Raw genomic sequence first — 19,356 nt, 5'->3', positions numbered from 1 at the left:
CTACAGTCTACGTTTTATCGCTAGTGCGGCCCAGGGGACCTGGCTGTGGGGCAGCCTCTGTTAGTCCGCCTCCGGGTTCGTCGTCGTTCGGCGGAATCTTGCACCAGTTCTCAACAAGGATTCCGCACACCAAGAGAATGAGCCCACCGGCTAGGGCACACAGAGTATCGACCAGGGGTGACCAGGTGGCACGAGCCCCGGTTAAACCCAACTGATAGACCAAAATCGCTACCTGCCAGCCCATCATGAGCGCCCCGGTCAGAGCCATAGCCTGAGCGAAAACAGCGACCCGAGCCGCAAAGAGCGGGGTCATGTTAGTTGCCTGATTACGGGTTTCGACCCGGCTGTATTGAGCAACCTGGCGGCCCCAGTACAGGGCCACCGTGCCTACAATGAGGCAAACCAGCACAATAAGGGCGGGTAGGGATAGCTCACGGCCCCCCATCTTGATGCTCAAGAGGTTAAAAACCGAACCTGTCAAAACCCCTAGGGCGAAGGTGAGGGCAAGTGCCCGGCTCCTCAGCCTCATAGGCACACCACCGGGGCAGGATGGAATTCGCGGATCCCCCCAATATCCTCAGCGCGGTCAGCTAGATCCCGTACAGGTTCTCCCAGCAGAAGCGCATCAGGATCCATACGAGCCCAGGGTTCTAGGACAAAAGCCCTCTCAGCAGCCCGCGGGTGAGGCAAGGTCAGCTCAGGATCATCCATCTGAATAGAGGCAATATCAATAATGTCTATGTCAAGAGTGCGAGGCCCCCAGCGGACATCGCGCACACGGTGATGCTTCTGCTCAATCTGCTGAGCGTACTCCAAAAGTTGGAAGGGTCTGAGTGAGGTTTCAACCTCAACAACCATATTTGCGTAGTCATCTTGGTCTGCTGGCCCACCCACAGGCGCTGTAATAGCTATAGGTGAAATTTTAGTAACGGTAATTTTTTCGTGGGAGCAGATATCGGCAATAGCCCGCACCAGAGTTTCTTCACTGTCCCCCAGGTTTGACCCCAGGGCAAGGATAGCTTTAACGGGCATTATTCTCCCTAAAAATCGTGACCGAAACATCGGCGAAGGTCACTTCGATGGGAGCCTTCGGTTTATGTACGGTCAGTTCAACAGCGAGCAGAGGGAACTGTTCTAGGATTGTTCGGGCCAGCTGTTCGGCTAGTGTCTCAATCAAGTCGAGCGACTCACCGGTGATGACAGCTCTAATCGTCTCCGCTACTTCTGCGTAGTTAACGGTGTGGGCAACATCGTCGGTAGCTGCTGCCCGGGTGAAATCGGTGAACATGGTGACATCAACGAAGAAGGGCTGCCCCGTCTGTTTCTCTGACTCAAGTACCCCGTGATAGCCCACTCCACCGACGCCGGTGAGGGTGATACGGTCGGCGCGCGAATAGTCCCGAACAGTTGCACGCGAAGAGCTCTGATCTTGCATGGGTACCTTTCACCGAAAGTAGCCGCCGACTCAGAAAAGCGCCGGCGCTTTTGTCTGCAATTATGCACCCTGCGGGGAGGGCACCGGAGGACGGGCTTGATCTGCACAAGGTAGGCCTAGAGGCGCTAGATGCCCCATTTTTCAAGGGCTATAAACCTAACCGCACCCAGCGCGCAGGCCACCCTAAAGCGCTTAAAGTCACATATACATTTTTATATATGACGACTCTATGTCAGGCCTTATTCTGTGCTTTCAGCTACCTCGTGTTGCCTCTAACCAGGCGGTTCGTACGGCCAGCGCATCGGCTGTTGCCTGCACATCATGAACACGTACAGCCCAGGCACCAGCATCGGCAGCCAAGAGGGAAAGAGCGGCAGAAGCGATGTCCCGTTCGGTAGCCGACCGTTCGGTCACTTTTTCTAGGTCTAGCCCGTTTGTGGCAGCATCGAGTTCCTGCAGAAGGCGGGCGATAAAGCGTTTGCGAGAACCAGCAACCAGTACCCTGTGCCCCTGCTCGGCCAGTTGCTCAGTGGCCGCTAGAACCTGCCAGTTCTGATCCCCCTGCTTGGCAAAACCAGGGCCGGGGTCAAGAATGATGTTCTCTGGTGCTACTCCCCCGGCTAGTAGACGCTCACGCAGCACGAAGAGCTCCCCCAGCACTTCCTCAACCACATTGGTGTAGGTGGCTTGGGTATCCATGTTCTGGGAGGTGCCGCGCGCGTGCATCAGAATGTAGGGCACACCCAATTCGGCTACGGTGGACACCATATCCTCACGCAGGCTCATGCCCGCAACATCGTTGATGATATGCGCACCGGCTTCAACGGCAGCTCGTGCGGTCTCGGGGTTGAGGGTGTCCACGGATATGACAATGCCCTCGGCAACCAGGGCTTCGACCACAGGTAGGACGCGGCGCTGTTCCTCGGCCAGAGGTACACGAATAGCGCCGGGGCGGGTCGATTCACCGCCAATATCGATGATGTCTGCCCCCTGGGCTACCAGTTTGCGGGCGTGGCCAACAGCGGCGGCGGGGTCGTCGTAAAGCCCCCCGTCCGAGAAAGAATCGGGGGTTACGTTAAGAATCCCCATAATCAGGGTGCGGTCAGTGGGCAGGTTCTCAAAGGAGCCGTGGGCGTGGGGAAGAGTCATGGTTTCAGCGTAACACTGTGCGCCCGGTCTAAAAGCAGAAAGAAAGGCACCGGCTCTATCACCGGTGCCTGGTTCAATGCTACTTGGGCTAAGTTACGAGGGCTTGCTATAGCCGCTAACTGGCTCGGGGCTGGTCTATAAGGGTGTGGGGGGGTGGTGCCGTCTCAAGCTCAATACCGTTCCCGCCAACTGGCTCGGGGCTGGCGTTTAAGGGTGTTGGCAGGAACGGTATTGAGCTCTATAAAAGCCTACGAAGCGTTCATTAAACTCATCGCCTCAGCACGAGTGGCAGGGTCACGTAGAGCACCGCGCACCGCACTTGTCACGGTCTTAGCGCCAGGCTTGCGCACCCCACGCATGGACATGCACATGTGCTCAGCCTGCATAACTACGATAGCCCCGGCGGGGTTCAGGTGTTCAACCAGTGCCTCAATGACCTGAGTTGTCAGCCGCTCCTGTACCTGCGGGCGCTTGGCGTACAGATCGACCAGGCGGGCCAGCTTAGACAGGCCGGTAACTTTACCGTCGCCACCGGGAATATAGCCGATGTGGGCGGTCCCGTAGAAAGGAACCAGGTGGTGCTCGCAGGTGGAGTAGAAAGGAATGTCCTTGACCAGGACCAGCTCGGAATGGTCGATATCGAAAGTGGTGCTCAGGAGCTGACCGGCATCCTGGTGCAGGCCGGAGAACATTTCCTCGTAGGCCCTAGCCACGCGTGCCGGGGTTTCAAGCAGGCCATCACGCTCAGGATCCTCACCGATGGCAAGGAGGATTTCACGGACGGCAGCTTCAATACGCGGTTGGTCTACTGCCATGAGCGATTGCCACCCAAGGGGTCGATATCTGGGTTGCCGTCGGGGCCAGCGGCACCGGGGTGCGGGTTGCCGGGTCCCATAGGGTCAACTACGGGCTGCTGAACGATACCCTGCTGGTCTGCGGGCTCAGCAGTTTCGCCCTGCTCAGGGGTGTTCTCTGCCTTAGCCTGCTCGGCGGCTTCACGTTCGCTCGGGGCCAGGACCGGGGGGAGAGTTGAGATTTCGCGGTTCTCCTTGGACAGCCACTGGGCGCGCTCGGGGCGCTTGCGGACATCCTTGAAGATTTCGGCGATTTCGTTCTCTAGCAGGGTTTCGCGCTCGAGTAGGGCGTAAGCCAGGGTATCCAGCACGTCACGGTTCTCCATGAGGATTTCGTGGGCCTCATCGTGAGCCATAGAGAGCAGGTCGTGAACCTCCTGGTCAACGGTAAAGGCCAGCTGGTCGGAGTGCTGGTTGCCGCCACCGGAGCCACCACCCAGGAAGGGGTCGGATTCCTTGGCGACCAGGCGCACGGAGCCTACCTTGGTGCTCATACCGTATTCGGTGACCATCTTGCGGGCGGTATCAGTGGCCTTCTGAATGTCGTTGGAGGCGCCGGTGGAGGGGTCGTGGAAGACAATTTCTTCGGCTGCACGGCCACCCATAGCGTAGGCCATCTGATCCAGTAGCTCGTTGCGAGTGGTGGAGTACTTGTCGTCCTGGGGCATGACCATGGTGTAGCCCAGGGCACGGCCACGGGGAAGAATCGTAATCTTGGTGACCGGGGCTGAGTTACGTAGGGCCGCCGCGACCAGGGCGTGGCCGCCTTCGTGGTAGGCGGTGACCTTGCGTTCGTGCTCCTTCATGATGCGTGAGGATCGCTGGGGGCCAGCCATGACACGGTCAATGGCCTCGTCGATGGCGCGCTCGTCAATGACGTTCCCGCCGTCGCGGGCGGTAAGCAGGGCGGCTTCGTTCATGACGTTTGCCAGGTCTGCACCGGTGAAGCCGGGTGTGCGCTTAGCGACGGAGGCCAGCTCTACGCGGCGGTCGATAGGCTTACCTGCGGCGTGCACTTCCAGGATTCGCTGGCGACCCTTAAGGTCGGGGGCGTCAACCCCTACCTGGCGGTCGAAACGGCCAGGGCGCAACAGGGCGGGGTCAAGAACGTCGGGGCGGTTGGTTGCCGCAATAACGATGATGTTGGAGCTACCGTCGAAACCGTCCATCTCAACTAGGAGCTGGTTGAGGGTCTGCTCACGCTCGTCGTTACCGCCACCCATGCCGATGCCGCGCTGGCGGCCTACAGCGTCGATTTCGTCCACAAAGATAATGGCGGCCTTGTTGGTCTTGGCTTCCTTGAAAAGGTCCCGCACACGCGAGGCACCCACACCCACGAACATTTCAACGAAGTCGGAGCCGGAGATGGAGTAGAAGGGCACACCGGCTTCGCCCGCAACTGCTTTAGCGAGCAGGGTCTTACCGGTACCGGGAGGGCCGTAGAGCAGAACGCCCTTGGGGATTTTTGCACCCAGGCGGGTAAACTTCTCGGGTTCGGCCAGGAATTCGCGGACCTCTTCGAGTTCGGCCAGGGCCTCGTCCACGCCTGCGACATCGGCGAAGCGGACGGTGGGGTTATCTTTGTTGAACTTCTTAGCGCGCGACTTGGAGAAGTTCATAATCTGTGAGCTGCCGCCGCCCATACGGGACATGATGAGCCAGAAAAGGCCCACCATGATGACAAAGGGCAGAATCATGTAGAGTGTGGAGGTAAACCAGTTAGTCTGCACCGGCTGGTCGGTGTAGGACTCAAGTGAGGCATCATCCATAGCTGTAATGACATCTGCGGCTCGGGGGGCAACATAGTAGAAGCTCACCGACTTACCCTGATTATCACCAGCAGCATTGACGTAGTCATCTTTGAGTTCCAGGTCAACGCGCTGGTCGCCGTCATAAATTTTGGCGCTGACTACCTTGTGGTCATTCAGCAGGCCAATACCAACGTTGGTGTCAACGCGCGATGATGCTGCCATGGAATTGGCAAACAGCATAGGAACAGCGATCAGCAAAGCCATGAGAACCCAGAACCAGGGCCCAGAAATGAGCTTGCCGAAGAACCCCTTTTGCTTGGGGTCAGGGGTGTTATCCGTTTTCTGCACAGCCGCGCCTTCCACACATGATGGTGCGGGGGTTGCTTGAATCCCCCCGCAACTTTGGTTGCTCTGCACCCCGGTTTTTGGGTGCAGTGAGCCTCAGACCTATCTAATGTACCTAAACTTACCGGCTGCTTGCTCCCTAGTTCTGATTTTTCACCTCAGGGCTAAAGGGGGCAAGCTCCCGGGTACAGGTCAGGGGCGGAGTGTGAGCCTCCGCCCCTGACCTGAAGCTCCCCTTAGCTCTTAGGAGTAGACGTGGGGTGCCAGGGTTACGATGCAATCAAGGTTGCGGTAACACTCGGCAAAGTCCAGGCCATAACCCACCACGAACTCAGGTTCGATATCCCAGCCAACGTACTTGACCTCAACGTCGGTCTTCACGCTCTTGGGCTTGCGGAGCAGAGTGCAGATTTCCACGGAGGAAGCGCCGCGAGAGACCAGGTTCTGTTGGAGCCATTTGAGGGTTAGGCCCGAGTCGATGATGTCCTCAACGATAAGCACATCGCGGCCGGTCAAGTCGGTATCCAGATCTTTGAGAATACGGACCACACCGGAGGACTTGGTGCCCGAACCGTAGGAGGAGACTGCCATCCAGTCCATGGTGTAGTGAGCTTTGAGGGCGCGCGAAAGATCAGCAACTACCATAATGGCACCCTTAAGCACGCCAACAAGCAGGACGTCCCGCCCTTGGTAGTCCTTATCAATCTGAGCGGCTAGCTCCTTGATTTTGGCGTCGATCTCTTCTTTGGTGAAGAGAACGTGCTTAATGTCTTTCTGTACATCGAGTGCGTCCACAGTTGATCTTTCTGCTGGGGTAAAAGAGGAAAGTACCCTACCGTGGGGATTGGGTAAGGCATACGTTCACTCTTAAGTATGGTTTATGGGGCGGTGTTGAGTAAAACGATGAGGCCGGTTTTCTTGAGGTTTATTTCTTGTCGTCCCCGCTTGAGGGTAAGGCCGGGGCGGCGGCGATAAGCCTTAACGTGGCCAGGGAGCTGGAGTGGCCCTGCCACAGAATGTTCCCGGGTGAAGGTTTCTAGGGCGGCCAAGCGCTCAAAACTAACGGACTGACCCCCAGCCTGCGCCAGAGCCAGGGCTAGGACGCGGGTACGCAGGGCTGGGTGCAGATCGGCCAGACTAGCCCGGTCAAGGAAGACACACCGGTGGGAGCCGTCTAGGGGCGCAGCCAGTGCCGGTGCTAGCCGCTGGGCAAGTTCTTGGGGGGTAGGCGCTAGTTCCTCTGCTCTCACCAGTACGCTATCCAGGGCCTGGCGGGCGGCCCGGTCCAGGTAGTTGCTATCTGCACCGGTGATTGCGGCGGTTCGCGCCAGGGAAAGGGCAACACCACCGCCCAGGTGCTCTTCAAGGTAGGGCAGAATACTGTGCCGTACCTTAGCCCGCATCAAACTCTGGTCTATGTTGGTGGGGTCATTCCAGGGTTCTAGCCCCTCAGCCCGGCAAATCTGATCGATATCTGCCCGGCGCAGGGCCAGCAGGGGGCGCAGGTAGCCGGTGCCTCCGTCCTGCCGCCAGACAGGCATACCCGCCAGGGAACGGGTTCCGGAGCCCCGGGCTAGACCCAGCAAAACAGTTTCAGCCTGATCGTCGAGAGTATGCCCCAGGGCTATGGCCCCAGCGCCGGTTTCAGCGGCAGCCTCTTTAAAGGCGCCGTAGCGGGCTAGGCGGGCGGCCATCTCGGGGCCTTCCTTACTCTCTGCTACCTGAACGGTACGCACCAGTACCGGGTTCAAGCCCATACCTGTTAGTGTCTGGGCGGTGTCTGCGGCGACCTCCGCTGAGCCGGCTTGAAGCTGGTGATCTACCACGATAGCCCCCACCCGGATATCGCCCCGCCGGTTGAAATGCGCCAGCAGGCTAGCCAGAGCCAAGGAGTCGGGGCCACCACTCACAGCGGCAAGGATAAGGGGGGCGTTTTCAGTGCCGGTAGACGGTGCACTACCGGTGGGTGCAACTGTGCCTACACCAAAAATACTGTCGAGGACGCGGGCCACTTCGCGGCGGGCGGCCCCCACCACCGGGTTCAGGCGGCTCTTACGCATCTTGGCCATCAGCCTTAGTCTCCTGCCCAAGGACCCGCTCAACCCAGAGCATAGGCTCATGAATTTCTTTGACCGTGGGCAGGTTCTCGGGGCCCTCCCAGATACGGTTGAAGCTGTCCATACCCACCCGGTCAACAAGAGCCTGCACAAACTTCTGCCCGTTCTTGTACTGGGCCAGCTTGGCATCCATACCCAGAAGTTTGCTCATAAAACGCGGGAAGAAACCCTGGTTCTTGCTCCGCTGTTCAAAGCGGCGGCGAATTGTCTTGACGCTGGGGACGATGCTGGCATCGACCGAGTCCATCACCACATTGGCATGGCCTTCCATCAGGCTCATCACACCGGTTACTGCCTCCATGAGCTCACGCCCCCGGTCGCTCAGAAGCAGGGTGGCCCCGGCGGGGCGGGGTTCCTTGCCTTCCCCAGGGGCCTGGTGTTCTTTCATGCTACGCACCGTGCCGGTGGCGGCGGAGGCAATCCGCTCGGGCAGGTTATCGGTCGCTTGGCCCAGCTCATGCCCCAGCTGGTGAATGAGGTTGAGCAGATAGTCGCGGAGCCAGGGGGCGGCGGCAAACTGAACCCGGTGGGTCTGCTCGTGCAGAGCAACCCAGAGCCTAAAATCTGCCGGGTCAAGGTTCAGCTCTTTTTCCAGCATCATCAGGTTGGGCGCTACGATCATCAGGCGGCCGCCGCTTGGCCCGTGCCCGGCAAGAGCGGCAAAGGGGTCGTACTGGCCCAGCACACGGGTCGAAAGAAAAGCCAAGACGCCACCTAGCTCGGCTGCTCCACCGGTCTCAGTGAAGGCCTGTTCAAGAGTCGATAGACGGGATAGCCGCTCCCCCAGTACCTCCTGGGCAATCAGGCCCAGCATCACGTCAAAGGATTGGGTATTAGCTTTAACCCAGGTGGGGCGGTCAAGGACCAGGACCTCAGAATCGTGCAGGTTGGCGGCCGCCTCAAGGCCGGTAATGGCGTACACATGGTCTACAGCTGCTACCGCCGCGTACCGCATTTCTTCGACGGCCTTACGCTTGGCCTGGGCCTGGGCGCGGGGGCCAGCCGGGGCCAGGAAACCAGCGACCTTGTGGGCCAGAGAGAGATTGACGGGGAGCTTAGCGGGGCTAGATGATGCCTTCATGAGAACCCACTTTACCGGGTTGATTTCACCGCATAAACATCAAGCCCATTGTGGCCAGTCCCCCTGGGCTCACAATGGGCTTGAATATCTAGGTCTTTAACCTTGGCTCTTCTAGGGTTTCCCCTGTAAGAGACAGAGAGGCCTTAGTGGCCTTCCTGCTTGAAGCGCTCCTGGGCTTCTGCAACCAGCTTCTCGGCAAAGGCACGGTCTTCCCAGCCCTCACCCTTAACCCACTTGCCGGGTTCCAGGTCCTTGTAGCGCTCAAAGAAGTGCTTGATTTCGTCCTTGAGCTGGTCGGCAACATCGCCGACTTCCTGAATATGGTCATAGCGCTTGTCAGCGGGTACACACAGAACCTTATCGTCGCCACCGGCCTCGTCGGTCATACGGAAGACACCGATGGGGCGTGCTTCAACCAGTACGCCGGGAACAAGGTCAACATCGAGAATGACCATGGCATCCAGCGGGTCGCCGTCTTCACCGAGGGTGTTCTCAAAGTAGCCGTAGGCGGTGGGGTACTGCATGGAGGTGAACAGTACGCGGTCCAGACGCAGACGGCCGGTTTCGTGGTCAATTTCGTACTTGACGCGGGAACCACGGTTAATTTCAATAGTGACATCGAGTTCCAAGGGGAACCTCCTGGTTGAGTGGTGTACAAAGGTCCGCATAAGAGCGGCCGGTCCAGCTTATTAGTCTATCCGAGAACAGGCATGCTCAGTGTTTTTCCCCTGATAGGCGCGCTGGTGTCACCCGTATTACGCGGGAACGGTTTGTCATAGCAGGCCGGGCAAGCCAGCCGGTAGCTTACGCCCGCTACATATAACCTATATAGAGGACACGCATCTGCGCTAAGGGACCGATACATACGGAGGTTATATGACTGCTTCTCGCCAACGCCCGCTTCTGGCTTGGGCACTGACCGGTATGCTGATTGCCGGTTGCAGCGCAGCGGGCATGTGGGCGCTCCCCCGCTGGCAGGAGGCTGACCGTCTTCAGCAGCAGGCCCTAGCCCCCACCCTTGAGAGCACCCAACCCGCTCTTGAAGCGGTATCGGCTGGCACCCCCGTAGATACTGCGACTCTAAAGGCCGATATTGACCAGGTTCTGGGTTCGTTAGGCCAAGGAACAGTCTCAGCCCAGGTAGTTGATGCCGAAAGTGGGCAGGTACTCTACAGTCGCGATGCCCATGCATCTCGTATCCCCGCATCGAATATGAAGCTCCTGGTGGACTATGCCGTCCTGGCAACCGCGCCCCAAGCTCGCCTCAAAACCTCTGTTGAGCTCAACGACCCCGCTACCCTAACACTGGTCTCCGGCGGTGACAGTCTCCTGGTTCCCGGCGAATCAACCCCAACCGCTGTTGTCGGTCACGCCGGCATTGAGACTCTCGCCCAGCGCACTATCGATGCCCTCAAGGCTCAAGGAACCACCAAGCAGAGCTTGGCTGTCAACCTTGATATAGGGGTCTTTGCTGGGGACTCCTTTAACAGTGAGTGGGCCCAAGAGGATATTGAGTCAGGTTTTATCAGTGCCGTGACACCCCTGGCTTTTTACTCCCACTACTCCCCCACAGCAGACGGCTCAGCCGCCAGCACCAACCGCCCCAAGAATGCCCCCGCAGAGGTCCACCAGAGCTTCATAGCAGCCCTGAACCGGCTGGGCCAGGCAGAAGGGCTGAGCTTTACGGCCGGGTTCACCACCGAGGAACACCTTCAAGGAACAGAATTGGCAGCGGTGGAATCAGCTACCCTAGCTGAGCAGTCAGCGCATATGATGCTGGAATCGGATAACAGCCTGGCTGAAAACCTGGGCCGTAATCTCTCGGTAGTCACAGGCGGTGACGGCTCTACCCGAGGTGCCATTGATGCCGTTAGAACTATTCTGGCTGAAGCTGGTTTACCCACCTCATACACCCAAAAAGATATCAGCGGCCTCTCCATGAATAACCGGGTCAGCAGCGACCTGCTCACCCAGCTAGCCCTGCGGGCGGTCATAGGTAGCGCTTCCGAACGCCTTGCCCTTGAAGGGCTCCCCGTTGCAGGCTATAGCGGAACGCTAGGCCTGGCTACCCGGTTCAACGATGCCGATGAGGTCGCCGGCCGCGGCCTGGTGAGAGCAAAGACGGGCACACTCAACAGCGTGCTCTCACTCACCGGTTACACCGTCACCGGCTCAGGGCGGGTGCTGGTCTTCTCCGTCATCATGAACGATCTTGACGATACAAGAGCCGCTAAGAGCACGATAGACCGATTTGCCGCTACACTCACCGACCGCTAGACAAAAACCCGCACCTACTTGTCTAGGTGCGGGTTTTATTCCTTGGCCGTTCCGGTCTTAGCTCACCCAGGTTCCGCTGCGCCAGGTCCAGTTGATGGTAGTACCGCTTTCAAAGGTGACGCGAACTACCCCATCGGCCCAGCGAGTCTCGTCGGTAACAGGGAAACCTAAAACGCTAGGGCCGCCCATGGCATACCAACGACGAGAGATTGCCCCCCGACCAGCAATTGCACGTGCTCCTGTACGCGGGGTCCAGTAGACAGAAGTCACGTAACCTCCGCGCGCAAAATCTTGACGCATACTGCCCATGTAGCTGTACTCAGAGTTCATGGGGTAGCCCCAGTTAAATTCGTACCGGTTGCGGGCAAACTTATTACCAATCGCACCGGGCCAGTAGACGTGCTGGGCTCCGTACTGGGGGGACCAGTAGATGGTTTGGTGCTTGGAGAAGTTCTGAATGAGGCCCCCACCTACTGAACCGAACTGCTCACCTAGCGGTTGCCCAAAAGCACCTTCCCCACCGTGCTGGTAGTAGTACTGCCCAATGACACCCTTAACCAAGCTACTGTCTTCAGTCGGTTCGGGTACTGGCCCTACCGGTTCAGCGGCGGTGATGGTAGAAACGTAGTCGTTGGGGCCGCGGCCTGATTCGTAGCGGTAGATACCCACATTGCCCAGTACACGCCAAGGCAGTGAGCTGCCGTAGCCGTAGCAGAAGCCAATACCGATGACGTTTGCGTAGGGGGATAGGATGGCAGCGCGGTGAGGGGGAGAGCTCTTCCAGAAGTTCAGGAGCTGGTTGAGGTCGTCATTGTAGGAGAGGGCAATAACCTCACGAACGAAGCTATAGCCCTGAACCTTAGCATTGTAAATAAATTCGGTACCGTGGGAGAAGTAACCCGCTTTGAACTGGCGGATTGCCTCGCCTTCCATAACTCCTGCCACGGTCGCCGAGTGCTTAACCGGAGCTAGCCCATACTGGGCACGGTAGGCGTTAATAAGGTCGAGTAGGGTCTGCTGATCGGCAGCAAGCCGGTCGTGAGATACTCTACGGATATCTGAAGCAGCGGCTGAGGCAGAAGTCATGGCAGAGCCGGCAGCCAGGCCGGAGAGAGTAAGGATTGCAGCCTGTCGACGAGTGGGCCGAACTGCGCGTGCAGTTTTAAGAAGACTCTTCATGCTGGCTCCTTTTTCTTGTGCAATGAGTGAGCAGATAAATTTTCTGAACACAACTTTATAGAATCGTGACCTGATTTTTACTCTTTTCACATGATTTTTTGAGTCTAGAACCATAATCATTCAGAGCTCCCCAATCGCAGAAGAAGACTCCTGGAGAGTATTTTGCCTTTTCAGGGCCTAATAATCTGCAGTTATACATATATTCCTGGCAGACGGTAATTAACCAAAAAATTAAAGCTACTTCCGCGTGGCGACTATACAAAACCTCACCTCTCAAGCAGGCCAATAAGCCCTTGACATGCGAGAACATCGAAGCTCCGCACAATCAATATTTCCCCCTTCAACAACTGCTTAACAAAATAAAGGCACCCCCAATTCAACCCACAGGGTGCCCGAAAGCATTGATTCGTGGCGCAGGACATAGCCATTCAAGGGATTACGTGTTTATCCCGTTTGATAAAAGGAGTTATTGTCTCTAAGTTTATGTTCGATACCAATTAGTAAATTATTAGAACAAGTGTTCCATGTTTATAGCATTGGTCCGAACCTTTTGATGGCACCCAGACGCTTAAACTGTCAGCCACCCTTGCTAGCCTTGGGTACAGGAAACCCAAGGAGCAAGATGTTCTTTATTGACTCAGAAACTACCTATGCAGAGCAAGAGGCGCGGCTTGAACCTGTCGGGCAAGACCTCATCTACTCAGCCACAGATATAGTTCTATCTGCCCAATGCCAGTTTGCTACTCTCTACGCTCTCGATCAGGCACTTGGCCGGCTTCCCCGTATAGAGATAAGCGAAAATATACAGCGATCCCGCGCCGCCGCCCTTGGCCAAGCCCATGAAGAAAGAGTGCTGGCAGACTTCCTTAACCAGTATGGCCCCTGGAACGAGCTGACAGGGAGCGGTGTCTATCAGGTTGAGCCACCTACCAGCTACAGCAGGCAAGATCTGCAGGCCAAGCGAGATGAGACCCTCATGGCCCTGCATGCAGGTGCAGATGTGGTCTTCCAGGCTTCTTTCTTTGATGGGGAGTTCCACGGGCGAGCAGACTTTCTGGTTAAACAAGAAAACGGTACCTATCGTGTAGTTGATAGCAAACTGGCTCGTACTGCCCGTGTGCCCGCCCTCCTTCAGCTAGCTGCCTATGCAGACCAGCTCCACCGTGAGGGTATAAGCCTTGACCCTCAGGTTTCCTTGATTCTGGGCAACGGTGTTGAATCTCTGCACGAGCTGGCAACTATAACCCCTGTCTTTGAGGAGAAGCGAGAGCGCTTTCAGTCCCTCACCGCCGCCCATCGACTAGAGGGCCAGGCTCCGGTGAGCTGGCAGACTCAAGGGTTGGGGCCAGCTCTGAGCCGGTGCGGGCGGTGCGATATTTGCTTAGAAATGGTGCGTCTTCACCGAGATATGCTCCTGACCGCCGGTATGAACCCCCGCACTCGGCAAGCCATCTATGAGAGGTGCGGTATCACCACCATCGATGAGCTGGCGACTTTGGCCGGCAATAAGCAGCTCCCCGGCTTTGTGCGCCGCTATGCGGAGCAGGCGGCTCTTCAAACGGGGGTAGCCCAACCCGATGGTCGAGCCACTTTCCGCCGTAATGGTGTCGAAGATGAGGTCACCTACAAGCTTCTCCCTCGCCAGGCTCTGCGGCTGCTTCCCCGTGCCAGCGCAGGAGATCTCTTTATATCCCTCCGTAGCGATCCTTTCTGGCGCGACGAGCAGGCTACAAACCCGGTGCTGATGTGGGGGCTCACCTATTCTTTTGCGGCAGTTCATCTGCCAGAAGATCCCGGTGAGCAACCCAGTTTTAGCCATTTCTGGGCGCAGAGCAGGTCAGCGGAAAACCGTCTGCTGACCGATGCCCTCAGCATGATTCACCACCAGCGTCAGCTCCACCCCGGGCTGAGGGTCTACTATTTTGGCGCTTCTACCTTGGCTACCCTCCAAGAACTCGTGTCCCTGCACGGTTCCGGGGAGGCTTACCTGACCGACCTCCAACGGGAGAACGTGCTGGTGGATCTGTCCGAGGTCATGCGGCGGGCTATGCGGGTCAGCACCGGGACATCCGACCTGGCAGCGCTGGAACCGCTCTACCTGAGCGGACTAGAAGAGAAACTCGACATACCCGCTACCGTCTATGCCGACTACTGTCAGGCGCAGGCCGATGGTCAGGTTGAGCGGGTATCAGCGATGGAGGCCGCTCTGTCTCGTGATTCCTACCGCACCGGCCTCTCTCTACTCCAGTTGCGGGCCTGGCTCCTTGGACTGGCGGGCCGCTCCGTTGATCAGGAGATAGCCCAACCTGCTCCCCTGGTTGATGTTAATGACCTCCTGGTGCAGGCTGGGCGAGCTGAAGATGAAAGCGCAGAAGAGCGCGAACTCCGCCGGTTTGTACAGGCTGTTGATTCTGGGGGCCAGGTAGAAGGCACCCAGTTAGAGGGCACCAGGCAAGCTATCGCGATGGTGGCCGCCGCGACCGGCTACCACCGCCGCGAGCGCCGCCAGTTTTGGTGGGATCACTTTAACCGGCTCACGGCCCCGCTGGAGGATTGGGAAGATACCCGAGACATTCTTCTGCTGGGCAGGCTGTCTGTCGTGAGTGACTGGCATAAGCCCGAAGGTGCCAGGTCGGTTTCGCGTGTGCTCAGCGGGGTGGCAAGGTTGGCTCCGGGGTCTTCGGTCAAGGTGGGCAACAGTAACCTGTTTGCTATGTACGCGCGTCCCTTTCCCCCTTTCCTGGAGGTGGAGGCTCGTCAGCAGGCTCTGACCTATGCGGCTCTGCATGAGGGGGTTCTGCCGGTTGAGCCAGAACGGGCGGGAGCATTTAATACCGAGATTGTGGAGCTTGCGGAAATTCCCGAGGAACAGGCCGGTCAGCCGCACCTGGTAAAGCTGACGGTACGGGAAACCCTACGGGGTTTTGGGGAGGAAGCTGCCAGTCCTTATGCTCAGCTTCCCTTGGCGATTACTCCTGGCCAGCCTATTCCTACACGTGCTCAGGAGCAGTCGCTAGCTGAGCTTGCCTTGCGGACTGCACGGTCTTTGCCCGAGCTACCGCAGTCAGCGGGTACCGACCTGATCCTGCGGACCCCACCCCGCCTGACCGGCGGTGGTGAGCTACCTCAGCCCAGTGAGTTCGTGGAGAGCCACGGCTCTCTGGCGGGGGCGCAGGCTATCTACCGGGCAGTGAGCCGGCTTAAGCGGTCCTATCTGGCGGTGCAGGGACCGCCCGGTTCGGGTAAGACCTTTGTGGGGTCACATGTGATCGGCAGGCTGGTGGACTCCGGCTGGAAGGTGGGCATTGTGGCCCAGTCCCACGCGGTGGTAGAGAACATGCTCCTGGGCTGTATCAAGAATGGTCAGGTTGACCCCGATGCGGTAGCCAAGGGTGCGGGTAAGAGCCAGACCCCCGACTTTCCCTGGCGGGAGGTCAGTAATGCGGACGTCACTCGGTTTATGGACGAACCCGGAGGCCGAATTTTTGGCGGCACAGCCTGGGACTTTGCCTCCGACCGTAAGTTCCGTGGGGAAAGTCTTGACCTGCTGGTCATTGATGAAGCCGGCCAGTACTCACTGGCCAATACCCTGGCGGTGGCCCGGTCCGCTAAGAACCTTTTGCTCCTGGGGGACCCTGCCCAGCTCCCCCAGGTGACCCAGGGTGCCCACCCCTACCCCGTGGACGAGTCAGCCCTGGGCTGGCTCTCTGCAGGCCGGTCCGTGTTACCTGCTGAGTTCGGTTATTTCTTGGATATGAGCTGGCGCATGCACCCGGCTCTCTGCGCCCCGGTATCTGAACTTTCCTACGAGGGTAAGCTGATTTCTGCACCCGTGGGGGAACAGCGTCACCTGGACGGTTGGGCACCTGGAGTCTACCTGCGCACTGTGGAACACAGCGGAAACTCCACTTTCTCGCCCGAGGAAACAGCCGAAGTTATTTCTCTGGCGCGAAGTTTTATGGGGCAGATGTGGACCCCTAACCGTCAGAAACCAGAGCAGGCAGGCCCCTTAGAACCCGAGGACATCATTGTTGTTGCCGCCTACAACGCACAGGTAGATATGATTCGTTCTGCTCTGGTTGAGTCAGGATTAACTGACGCAGAAGGCAAGGGTGTCCGTGTGGGTACAGTCGATAAGTTCCAAGGCCAGGAGGCACCTGTGGTGATTATGTCGATGGCAGCATCCAGTGCCGGGGATAGCCCCCGCGGAACAGACTTCCTGCTCTCGCCCAATAGGTTGAATGTCGCTCTGTCCCGTGGCATGTGGGCGGCTGTGGTGGTCTGCTCCGACCGTTTTACCGACTTCTTACCTGCCAGCCCAGAATCCCTGGCCCAGCTCGGCGCTTTCATTCGACTTGAACAGGCTGCCCAATCCCTGCCTGCGCTTCCGCCGCCTGCTTCTACGACCGATTTCTCATCCACCGGGAGTTAACGTGAACCTCAAACCCACCAGCCGTAAACGCGGCCCCTACATCTTCCACTTCGAGGGTCAGACCGTGGCCCTGGGGGAAGCCCGCTACCTGCACCGCATTAACGAGCGCCTCATCGAGCAAGGCTACAGGACCAGGCCCACCTATTGGGACCAGGCCTACCTGGCTGATCTCTCTATGACCAATCCCGAAAACTTTAGCGTCGCCGCCGAACAGTTCGATCTTCCCAGCAAGGCTGACCAGCTCAACAGTGTGGGCGTGGATTGCGCCAGTAGTGAGTTCTGGTCTGCCATGTACGCTAGGGCTTTCAATGCCGCGAGCTGGGGTGCAGGCTGCGATGACACCCTCTATATGCCCCAGCTACCAGATTGGCTAGAACGCTCTAGAGCTTGGTCTATTGACCCGCTTGCCCCCTACGAGGGGGGCGGTGAGCCAGACCCTGCCGGTGGTTGGGTGAGGGTGCGGGAAACCCCTGGCGGTAATCAGCCGCTCGGGCTTTTCCAGCTGACCAGTAATACCTCCTTCTGGGTCTTTGGCTCTGCCCCTGACCTTAAACAGATAGTCCGTCTGTGCCGCGAACTGGCGCGGGAGCGAACCGGTTTTGATCGGATGGTCGCCTATATGGGCTATGATCTGACCTGTAGCAGCATTTGCCTGCCGATAGAGTGCCGGCGGCCGCTAGAAGAAGAACTCTTTCTTGCCGGAGTGGATGCTGAAACCCTTTTTTGGGACAAAAACTAACCCCCTATAGGGCTGTCAGTAGGGCATACTTAGAATTGTGTTTGTACTGACCTTTATTGCACGTTCGAAACATGCTGACTTGGCCGCCTTGGAGTCCCGCCTTGATCAGTTGCACCCGGCAGTAGCGTTTACTCAGACCTACCCGGATGAGCTACAGGGCGCATTTGCCACCAGCGAGGATTCTCTAGCCGCTGCCCTCTTGGGGGCGCGTCAGGCGAGTTTTTGGGTGGGTATTGGTGTCGGTGAGCTAGCCCAGCCCCGGTTTGCCGCCGCCCTGGGGGCGGTAAGTACCCCGGAGTGTTCGGGGCCCGCTTTGAGCCTGTCGCGGTCAGCCGTTGAGCAGGCACAGACCGGTGCACCACCGCGCGGTATTTGTCTGCACGCCGCCGGTGATTCCGCCGTCCGCGCCGACCGGGTAACCGGCCTCCTGCGTCTGCTCTACCGGGTGGCAGCGGCCCGCACCGAAGCAGAGTGGCGTGTTCTTGACCTGATTGTGCCCGGGGTACGTGGCCAGCAGAAGGCAGTAGCGGCAGCGCTCGGTATCAGTTCCCAGGCGGTCAGTAAGACCCTGGTCAGGGCCTACTGGCATGAGGAGTTGGCCTCCCGCGTACTGCTTGCCGAGCTCATGGATGAACTCAACCGTGCCCCGCAGGGAACCCACCAGCGGCCCAGACGCTAGAACGACCTAGCTTGTCAGGTCAACCGACTTTTTCTTCTGGACAGTTTTACCCACTTTTGAGGGTCATGGTTCCACCGTATGCTCCGGGTAAAGCACTGCATTTTCTCTCTTAGAGTAGCTCCCGGATGATAGGCACCACGCCATCGTCATAGACCGATAAAGTCACATCTGTAGCGAGCTCCGCGACCTCTGGCAGGGCCTGACCCATAGCCACACCACGGGCAGCCCATTGAATCATTTCGCGGTCGTTGAGGCCGTCGCCAATAGCGATGGTGTGCTCTGGCTTGACGCCCAATCCTTGCCTGATCTCTTCGAGGGCTGTTGCCTTAGAGACATCTTCTGGAGAGATATCTAGCCAGGCGCTCCAACCTACAGCGTAATTGACCCCGCTGAGGCCCAGGTTGCTAATGACTTCCTTAAAATCGGCGGGAGTGTCCTCAGGTGAACAAACAACTACGCGCACCGCTGAGTCCATAGCGGCCATCTGGGTACGGCTTACTTTAGTGGTCTTAACCCCAAAGGACCAGTCTTCAAAATTATCAGTAGCATAAACGGTGCCGTCGGGGGCCTCCAAAGCCAAAGATGCCTGAGGCAGACGCTCCTTGATGGTTGTAATGGCTGAGGAAGGATCAAAACTGACCTTGTTAACGACCCGATAGCCCCCCTCTGCCCCTGGATCTATGCTCACAGTAACAGCCCCATTGGAGCATACGGTATAACCCCTATCAAGGCCTATGAGCTGAGCAATAGGCAGGGTAGCGCCTAGGGAGCGGCCGGTGGAGATCACTACATGGTGCCCGGCCTCAGCTACCTGTCTGGTCGCTTCTTTGACGGCTTCACTCATCTTCCCATCGTGGTTAACCAAGGTCCCATCCACGTCAAGGGCCACCAGGTAGTGGACCCCCGGCTCTTTCCGCCAGTCAGACTGCCGCAAGGGCAGGGTTTTCATATCTTTAATGCTGTCTATCACTCTATCTCCGTCTCTCAGGTCAGGTTCTTGCACCGGGTGCATCGCCTTGCCACAGGGTAGGCCCCCTATCAGCTGGCCCCAGCCACTAGCTATGCCAGCAAGGTTCATGGCCTCTTTAGCCGCCCACCCCTGACCAGACTATACAGAAAATCTCTCCGGTGAAAATAGAAGCAAGGCAGGGCCTAAAGGTTTATGGGGGGCCAGAGGCCTTAAACTAGAGAACATGTCTTTAGCTGACCTTTCTGAGAGCACCCAAAACTACCTAAAAATTATCTGGAGCATTACCGAACATTCTTCAGAACCGGCTAGTACCTCCGTGATAGCCTCCCGAGCCGGAGTGCGGCAATC

Annotated in this window: 16 protein-coding genes and 1 pseudogene; 5 read left to right on the top strand and 12 right to left on the bottom strand. The window is 58.0% G+C overall.

The annotated features are described in order from the left end of the window. Positions 1-7: 7 nt before the first annotated feature. From ACN080_RS04085 to ppa, 10 genes are all read right to left on the bottom strand, one after another. Positions 8-481, bottom strand: coding sequence for a DUF3180 domain-containing protein (locus tag ACN080_RS04085; RefSeq protein ID WP_419104163.1), 474 nt, complete (start codon positions 479-481; stop codon positions 8-10). Positions 482-525: 44 nt separating this feature from the next. Beyond that, positions 526-1,032, bottom strand: a complete 507-nt coding sequence (gene folK, locus ACN080_RS04080) for a 2-amino-4-hydroxy-6-hydroxymethyldihydropteridine diphosphokinase (protein WP_419099015.1) — start codon at positions 1,030-1,032, stop codon at positions 526-528. Beyond that, positions 1,022-1,435, bottom strand: a complete 414-nt coding sequence (gene folB / locus ACN080_RS04075) for a dihydroneopterin aldolase (RefSeq protein ID WP_419099014.1) — start codon at positions 1,433-1,435, stop codon at positions 1,022-1,024. The genes folK and folB overlap by 11 nt, the downstream gene beginning before the upstream one ends. Before the next feature lie 252 nt (positions 1,436-1,687). Then, complete coding sequence (folP, locus tag ACN080_RS04070; protein ID WP_419104162.1) at positions 1,688-2,584, bottom strand: dihydropteroate synthase; 897 nt, start codon at positions 2,582-2,584, stop codon at positions 1,688-1,690. Positions 2,585-2,832: 248 nt separating this feature from the next. Continuing rightward, the gene (gene folE / locus ACN080_RS04065; RefSeq protein WP_419099012.1) at positions 2,833-3,399 is read right to left on the bottom strand and encodes a GTP cyclohydrolase I FolE; all 567 of its coding nucleotides are present in this window, start codon (positions 3,397-3,399) and stop codon (positions 2,833-2,835) included. Next, complete coding sequence (gene ftsH / locus ACN080_RS04060; RefSeq protein WP_419104161.1) at positions 3,390-5,537, bottom strand: ATP-dependent zinc metalloprotease FtsH; 2,148 nt, start codon at positions 5,535-5,537, stop codon at positions 3,390-3,392. Before ftsH ends, folE begins: the two co-directional genes overlap by 10 nt. Positions 5,538-5,777: 240 nt before the next feature. After that, positions 5,778-6,329, bottom strand: coding sequence for a hypoxanthine phosphoribosyltransferase (gene hpt / locus ACN080_RS04055; RefSeq protein ID WP_419113109.1), 552 nt, complete (start codon positions 6,327-6,329; stop codon positions 5,778-5,780). Positions 6,330-6,412: 83 nt separating this feature from the next. Continuing rightward, the gene (gene tilS / locus ACN080_RS04050) at positions 6,413-7,603 is read right to left on the bottom strand and encodes a tRNA lysidine(34) synthetase TilS (RefSeq protein ID WP_419104160.1); all 1,191 of its coding nucleotides are present in this window, start codon (positions 7,601-7,603) and stop codon (positions 6,413-6,415) included. Beyond that, positions 7,587-8,732: a zinc-dependent metalloprotease gene (locus tag ACN080_RS04045; protein ID WP_419104159.1), complete on the bottom strand. Its 1,146-nt coding sequence runs from the start codon at positions 8,730-8,732 to the stop codon at positions 7,587-7,589. Before ACN080_RS04045 ends, tilS begins: the two co-directional genes overlap by 17 nt. A gap of 143 nt (positions 8,733-8,875) precedes the next feature. Next, positions 8,876-9,400 (bottom strand): inorganic diphosphatase, encoded by a 525-nt coding sequence (gene ppa / locus ACN080_RS04040; protein WP_419104158.1) that lies wholly within the window; start codon positions 9,398-9,400, stop codon positions 8,876-8,878. Positions 9,401-9,608: 208 nt separating this feature from the next. On the opposite strand from ppa, the gene dacB reads away from it, so the two are divergent. Further along, positions 9,609-11,009, top strand: coding sequence for a D-alanyl-D-alanine carboxypeptidase/D-alanyl-D-alanine-endopeptidase (gene dacB / locus ACN080_RS04035; RefSeq protein WP_419104157.1), 1,401 nt, complete (start codon positions 9,609-9,611; stop codon positions 11,007-11,009). A gap of 57 nt (positions 11,010-11,066) precedes the next feature. Here the strand turns inward: dacB and ACN080_RS04030 are convergent, their stop codons facing one another. Further along, the gene (locus tag ACN080_RS04030) at positions 11,067-12,188 is read right to left on the bottom strand and encodes a CAP domain-containing protein (RefSeq protein ID WP_419104156.1); all 1,122 of its coding nucleotides are present in this window, start codon (positions 12,186-12,188) and stop codon (positions 11,067-11,069) included. 622 nt (positions 12,189-12,810) lie between these two features. Between ACN080_RS04030 and ACN080_RS04025 the strand changes: the two genes are divergently transcribed. Genes ACN080_RS04025 through ACN080_RS04015 form a run of 3 tightly spaced genes read left to right on the top strand, consistent with a single transcriptional unit; the run spans position 12,811 to position 18,038 of the window. Further along, positions 12,811-16,620 (top strand): AAA domain-containing protein, encoded by a 3,810-nt coding sequence (locus ACN080_RS04025; RefSeq protein ID WP_419113108.1) that lies wholly within the window; start codon positions 12,811-12,813, stop codon positions 16,618-16,620. 1 nt (position 16,621) lies between these two features. Beyond that, on the top strand, positions 16,622-17,359 hold the full coding sequence (locus ACN080_RS04020; RefSeq protein ID WP_419113107.1) for a hypothetical protein: 738 nt from the start codon (positions 16,622-16,624) through the stop codon (positions 17,357-17,359). A gap of 37 nt (positions 17,360-17,396) precedes the next feature. Continuing rightward, positions 17,397-18,038, top strand: coding sequence for a recombinase RecJ (locus ACN080_RS04015; RefSeq protein ID WP_419113106.1), 642 nt, complete (start codon positions 17,397-17,399; stop codon positions 18,036-18,038). 109 nt (positions 18,039-18,147) lie between these two features. Here the strand turns inward: ACN080_RS04015 and ACN080_RS04010 are convergent, their stop codons facing one another. Then, positions 18,148-18,987 (bottom strand): HAD family hydrolase, encoded by an 840-nt coding sequence (locus ACN080_RS04010; RefSeq protein WP_419113105.1) that lies wholly within the window; start codon positions 18,985-18,987, stop codon positions 18,148-18,150. Positions 18,988-19,231: 244 nt separating this feature from the next. On the opposite strand from ACN080_RS04010, the pseudogene ACN080_RS04005 reads away from it, so the two are divergent. Beyond that, positions 19,232-19,356 (top strand): annotated as a pseudogene (locus ACN080_RS04005) (metal-dependent transcriptional regulator); the annotation flags it as partial.

This window comes from Rothia sp. CCM 9416 (assembly GCF_048513535.1).
GTDB lineage: Bacteria > Actinomycetota > Actinomycetes > Actinomycetales > Micrococcaceae > Rothia.
This window is presented reverse-complemented; position numbering and strand designations above follow the sequence as displayed.

Coding starts and splice junctions, on each gene's coding strand:
- dacB (WP_419104157.1), top strand. CDS start 9,609: ATGACTGCTTCTCGCCAACGCCCGCTTCTGGCTTGGGCACTGACCGGT.
- ACN080_RS04030 (WP_419104156.1), bottom strand. CDS start 12,188: ATGAAGAGTCTTCTTAAAACTGCACGCGCAGTTCGGCCCACTCGTCGA.
- folB (WP_419099014.1), bottom strand. CDS start 1,435: ATGCAAGATCAGAGCTCTTCGCGTGCAACTGTTCGGGACTATTCGCGC.
- ACN080_RS04025 (WP_419113108.1), top strand. CDS start 12,811: ATGTTCTTTATTGACTCAGAAACTACCTATGCAGAGCAAGAGGCGCGG.
- ACN080_RS04045 (WP_419104159.1), bottom strand. CDS start 8,732: ATGAAGGCATCATCTAGCCCCGCTAAGCTCCCCGTCAATCTCTCTCTG.
- ACN080_RS04010 (WP_419113105.1), bottom strand. CDS start 18,987: ATGAAAACCCTGCCCTTGCGGCAGTCTGACTGGCGGAAAGAGCCGGGG.
- folK (WP_419099015.1), bottom strand. CDS start 1,032: ATGCCCGTTAAAGCTATCCTTGCCCTGGGGTCAAACCTGGGGGACAGT.
- tilS (WP_419104160.1), bottom strand. CDS start 7,603: ATGGCCAAGATGCGTAAGAGCCGCCTGAACCCGGTGGTGGGGGCCGCC.
- folE (WP_419099012.1), bottom strand. CDS start 3,399: ATGGCAGTAGACCAACCGCGTATTGAAGCTGCCGTCCGTGAAATCCTC.
- folP (WP_419104162.1), bottom strand. CDS start 2,584: ATGACTCTTCCCCACGCCCACGGCTCCTTTGAGAACCTGCCCACTGAC.
- ppa (WP_419104158.1), bottom strand. CDS start 9,400: ATGCGGACCTTTGTACACCACTCAACCAGGAGGTTCCCCTTGGAACTC.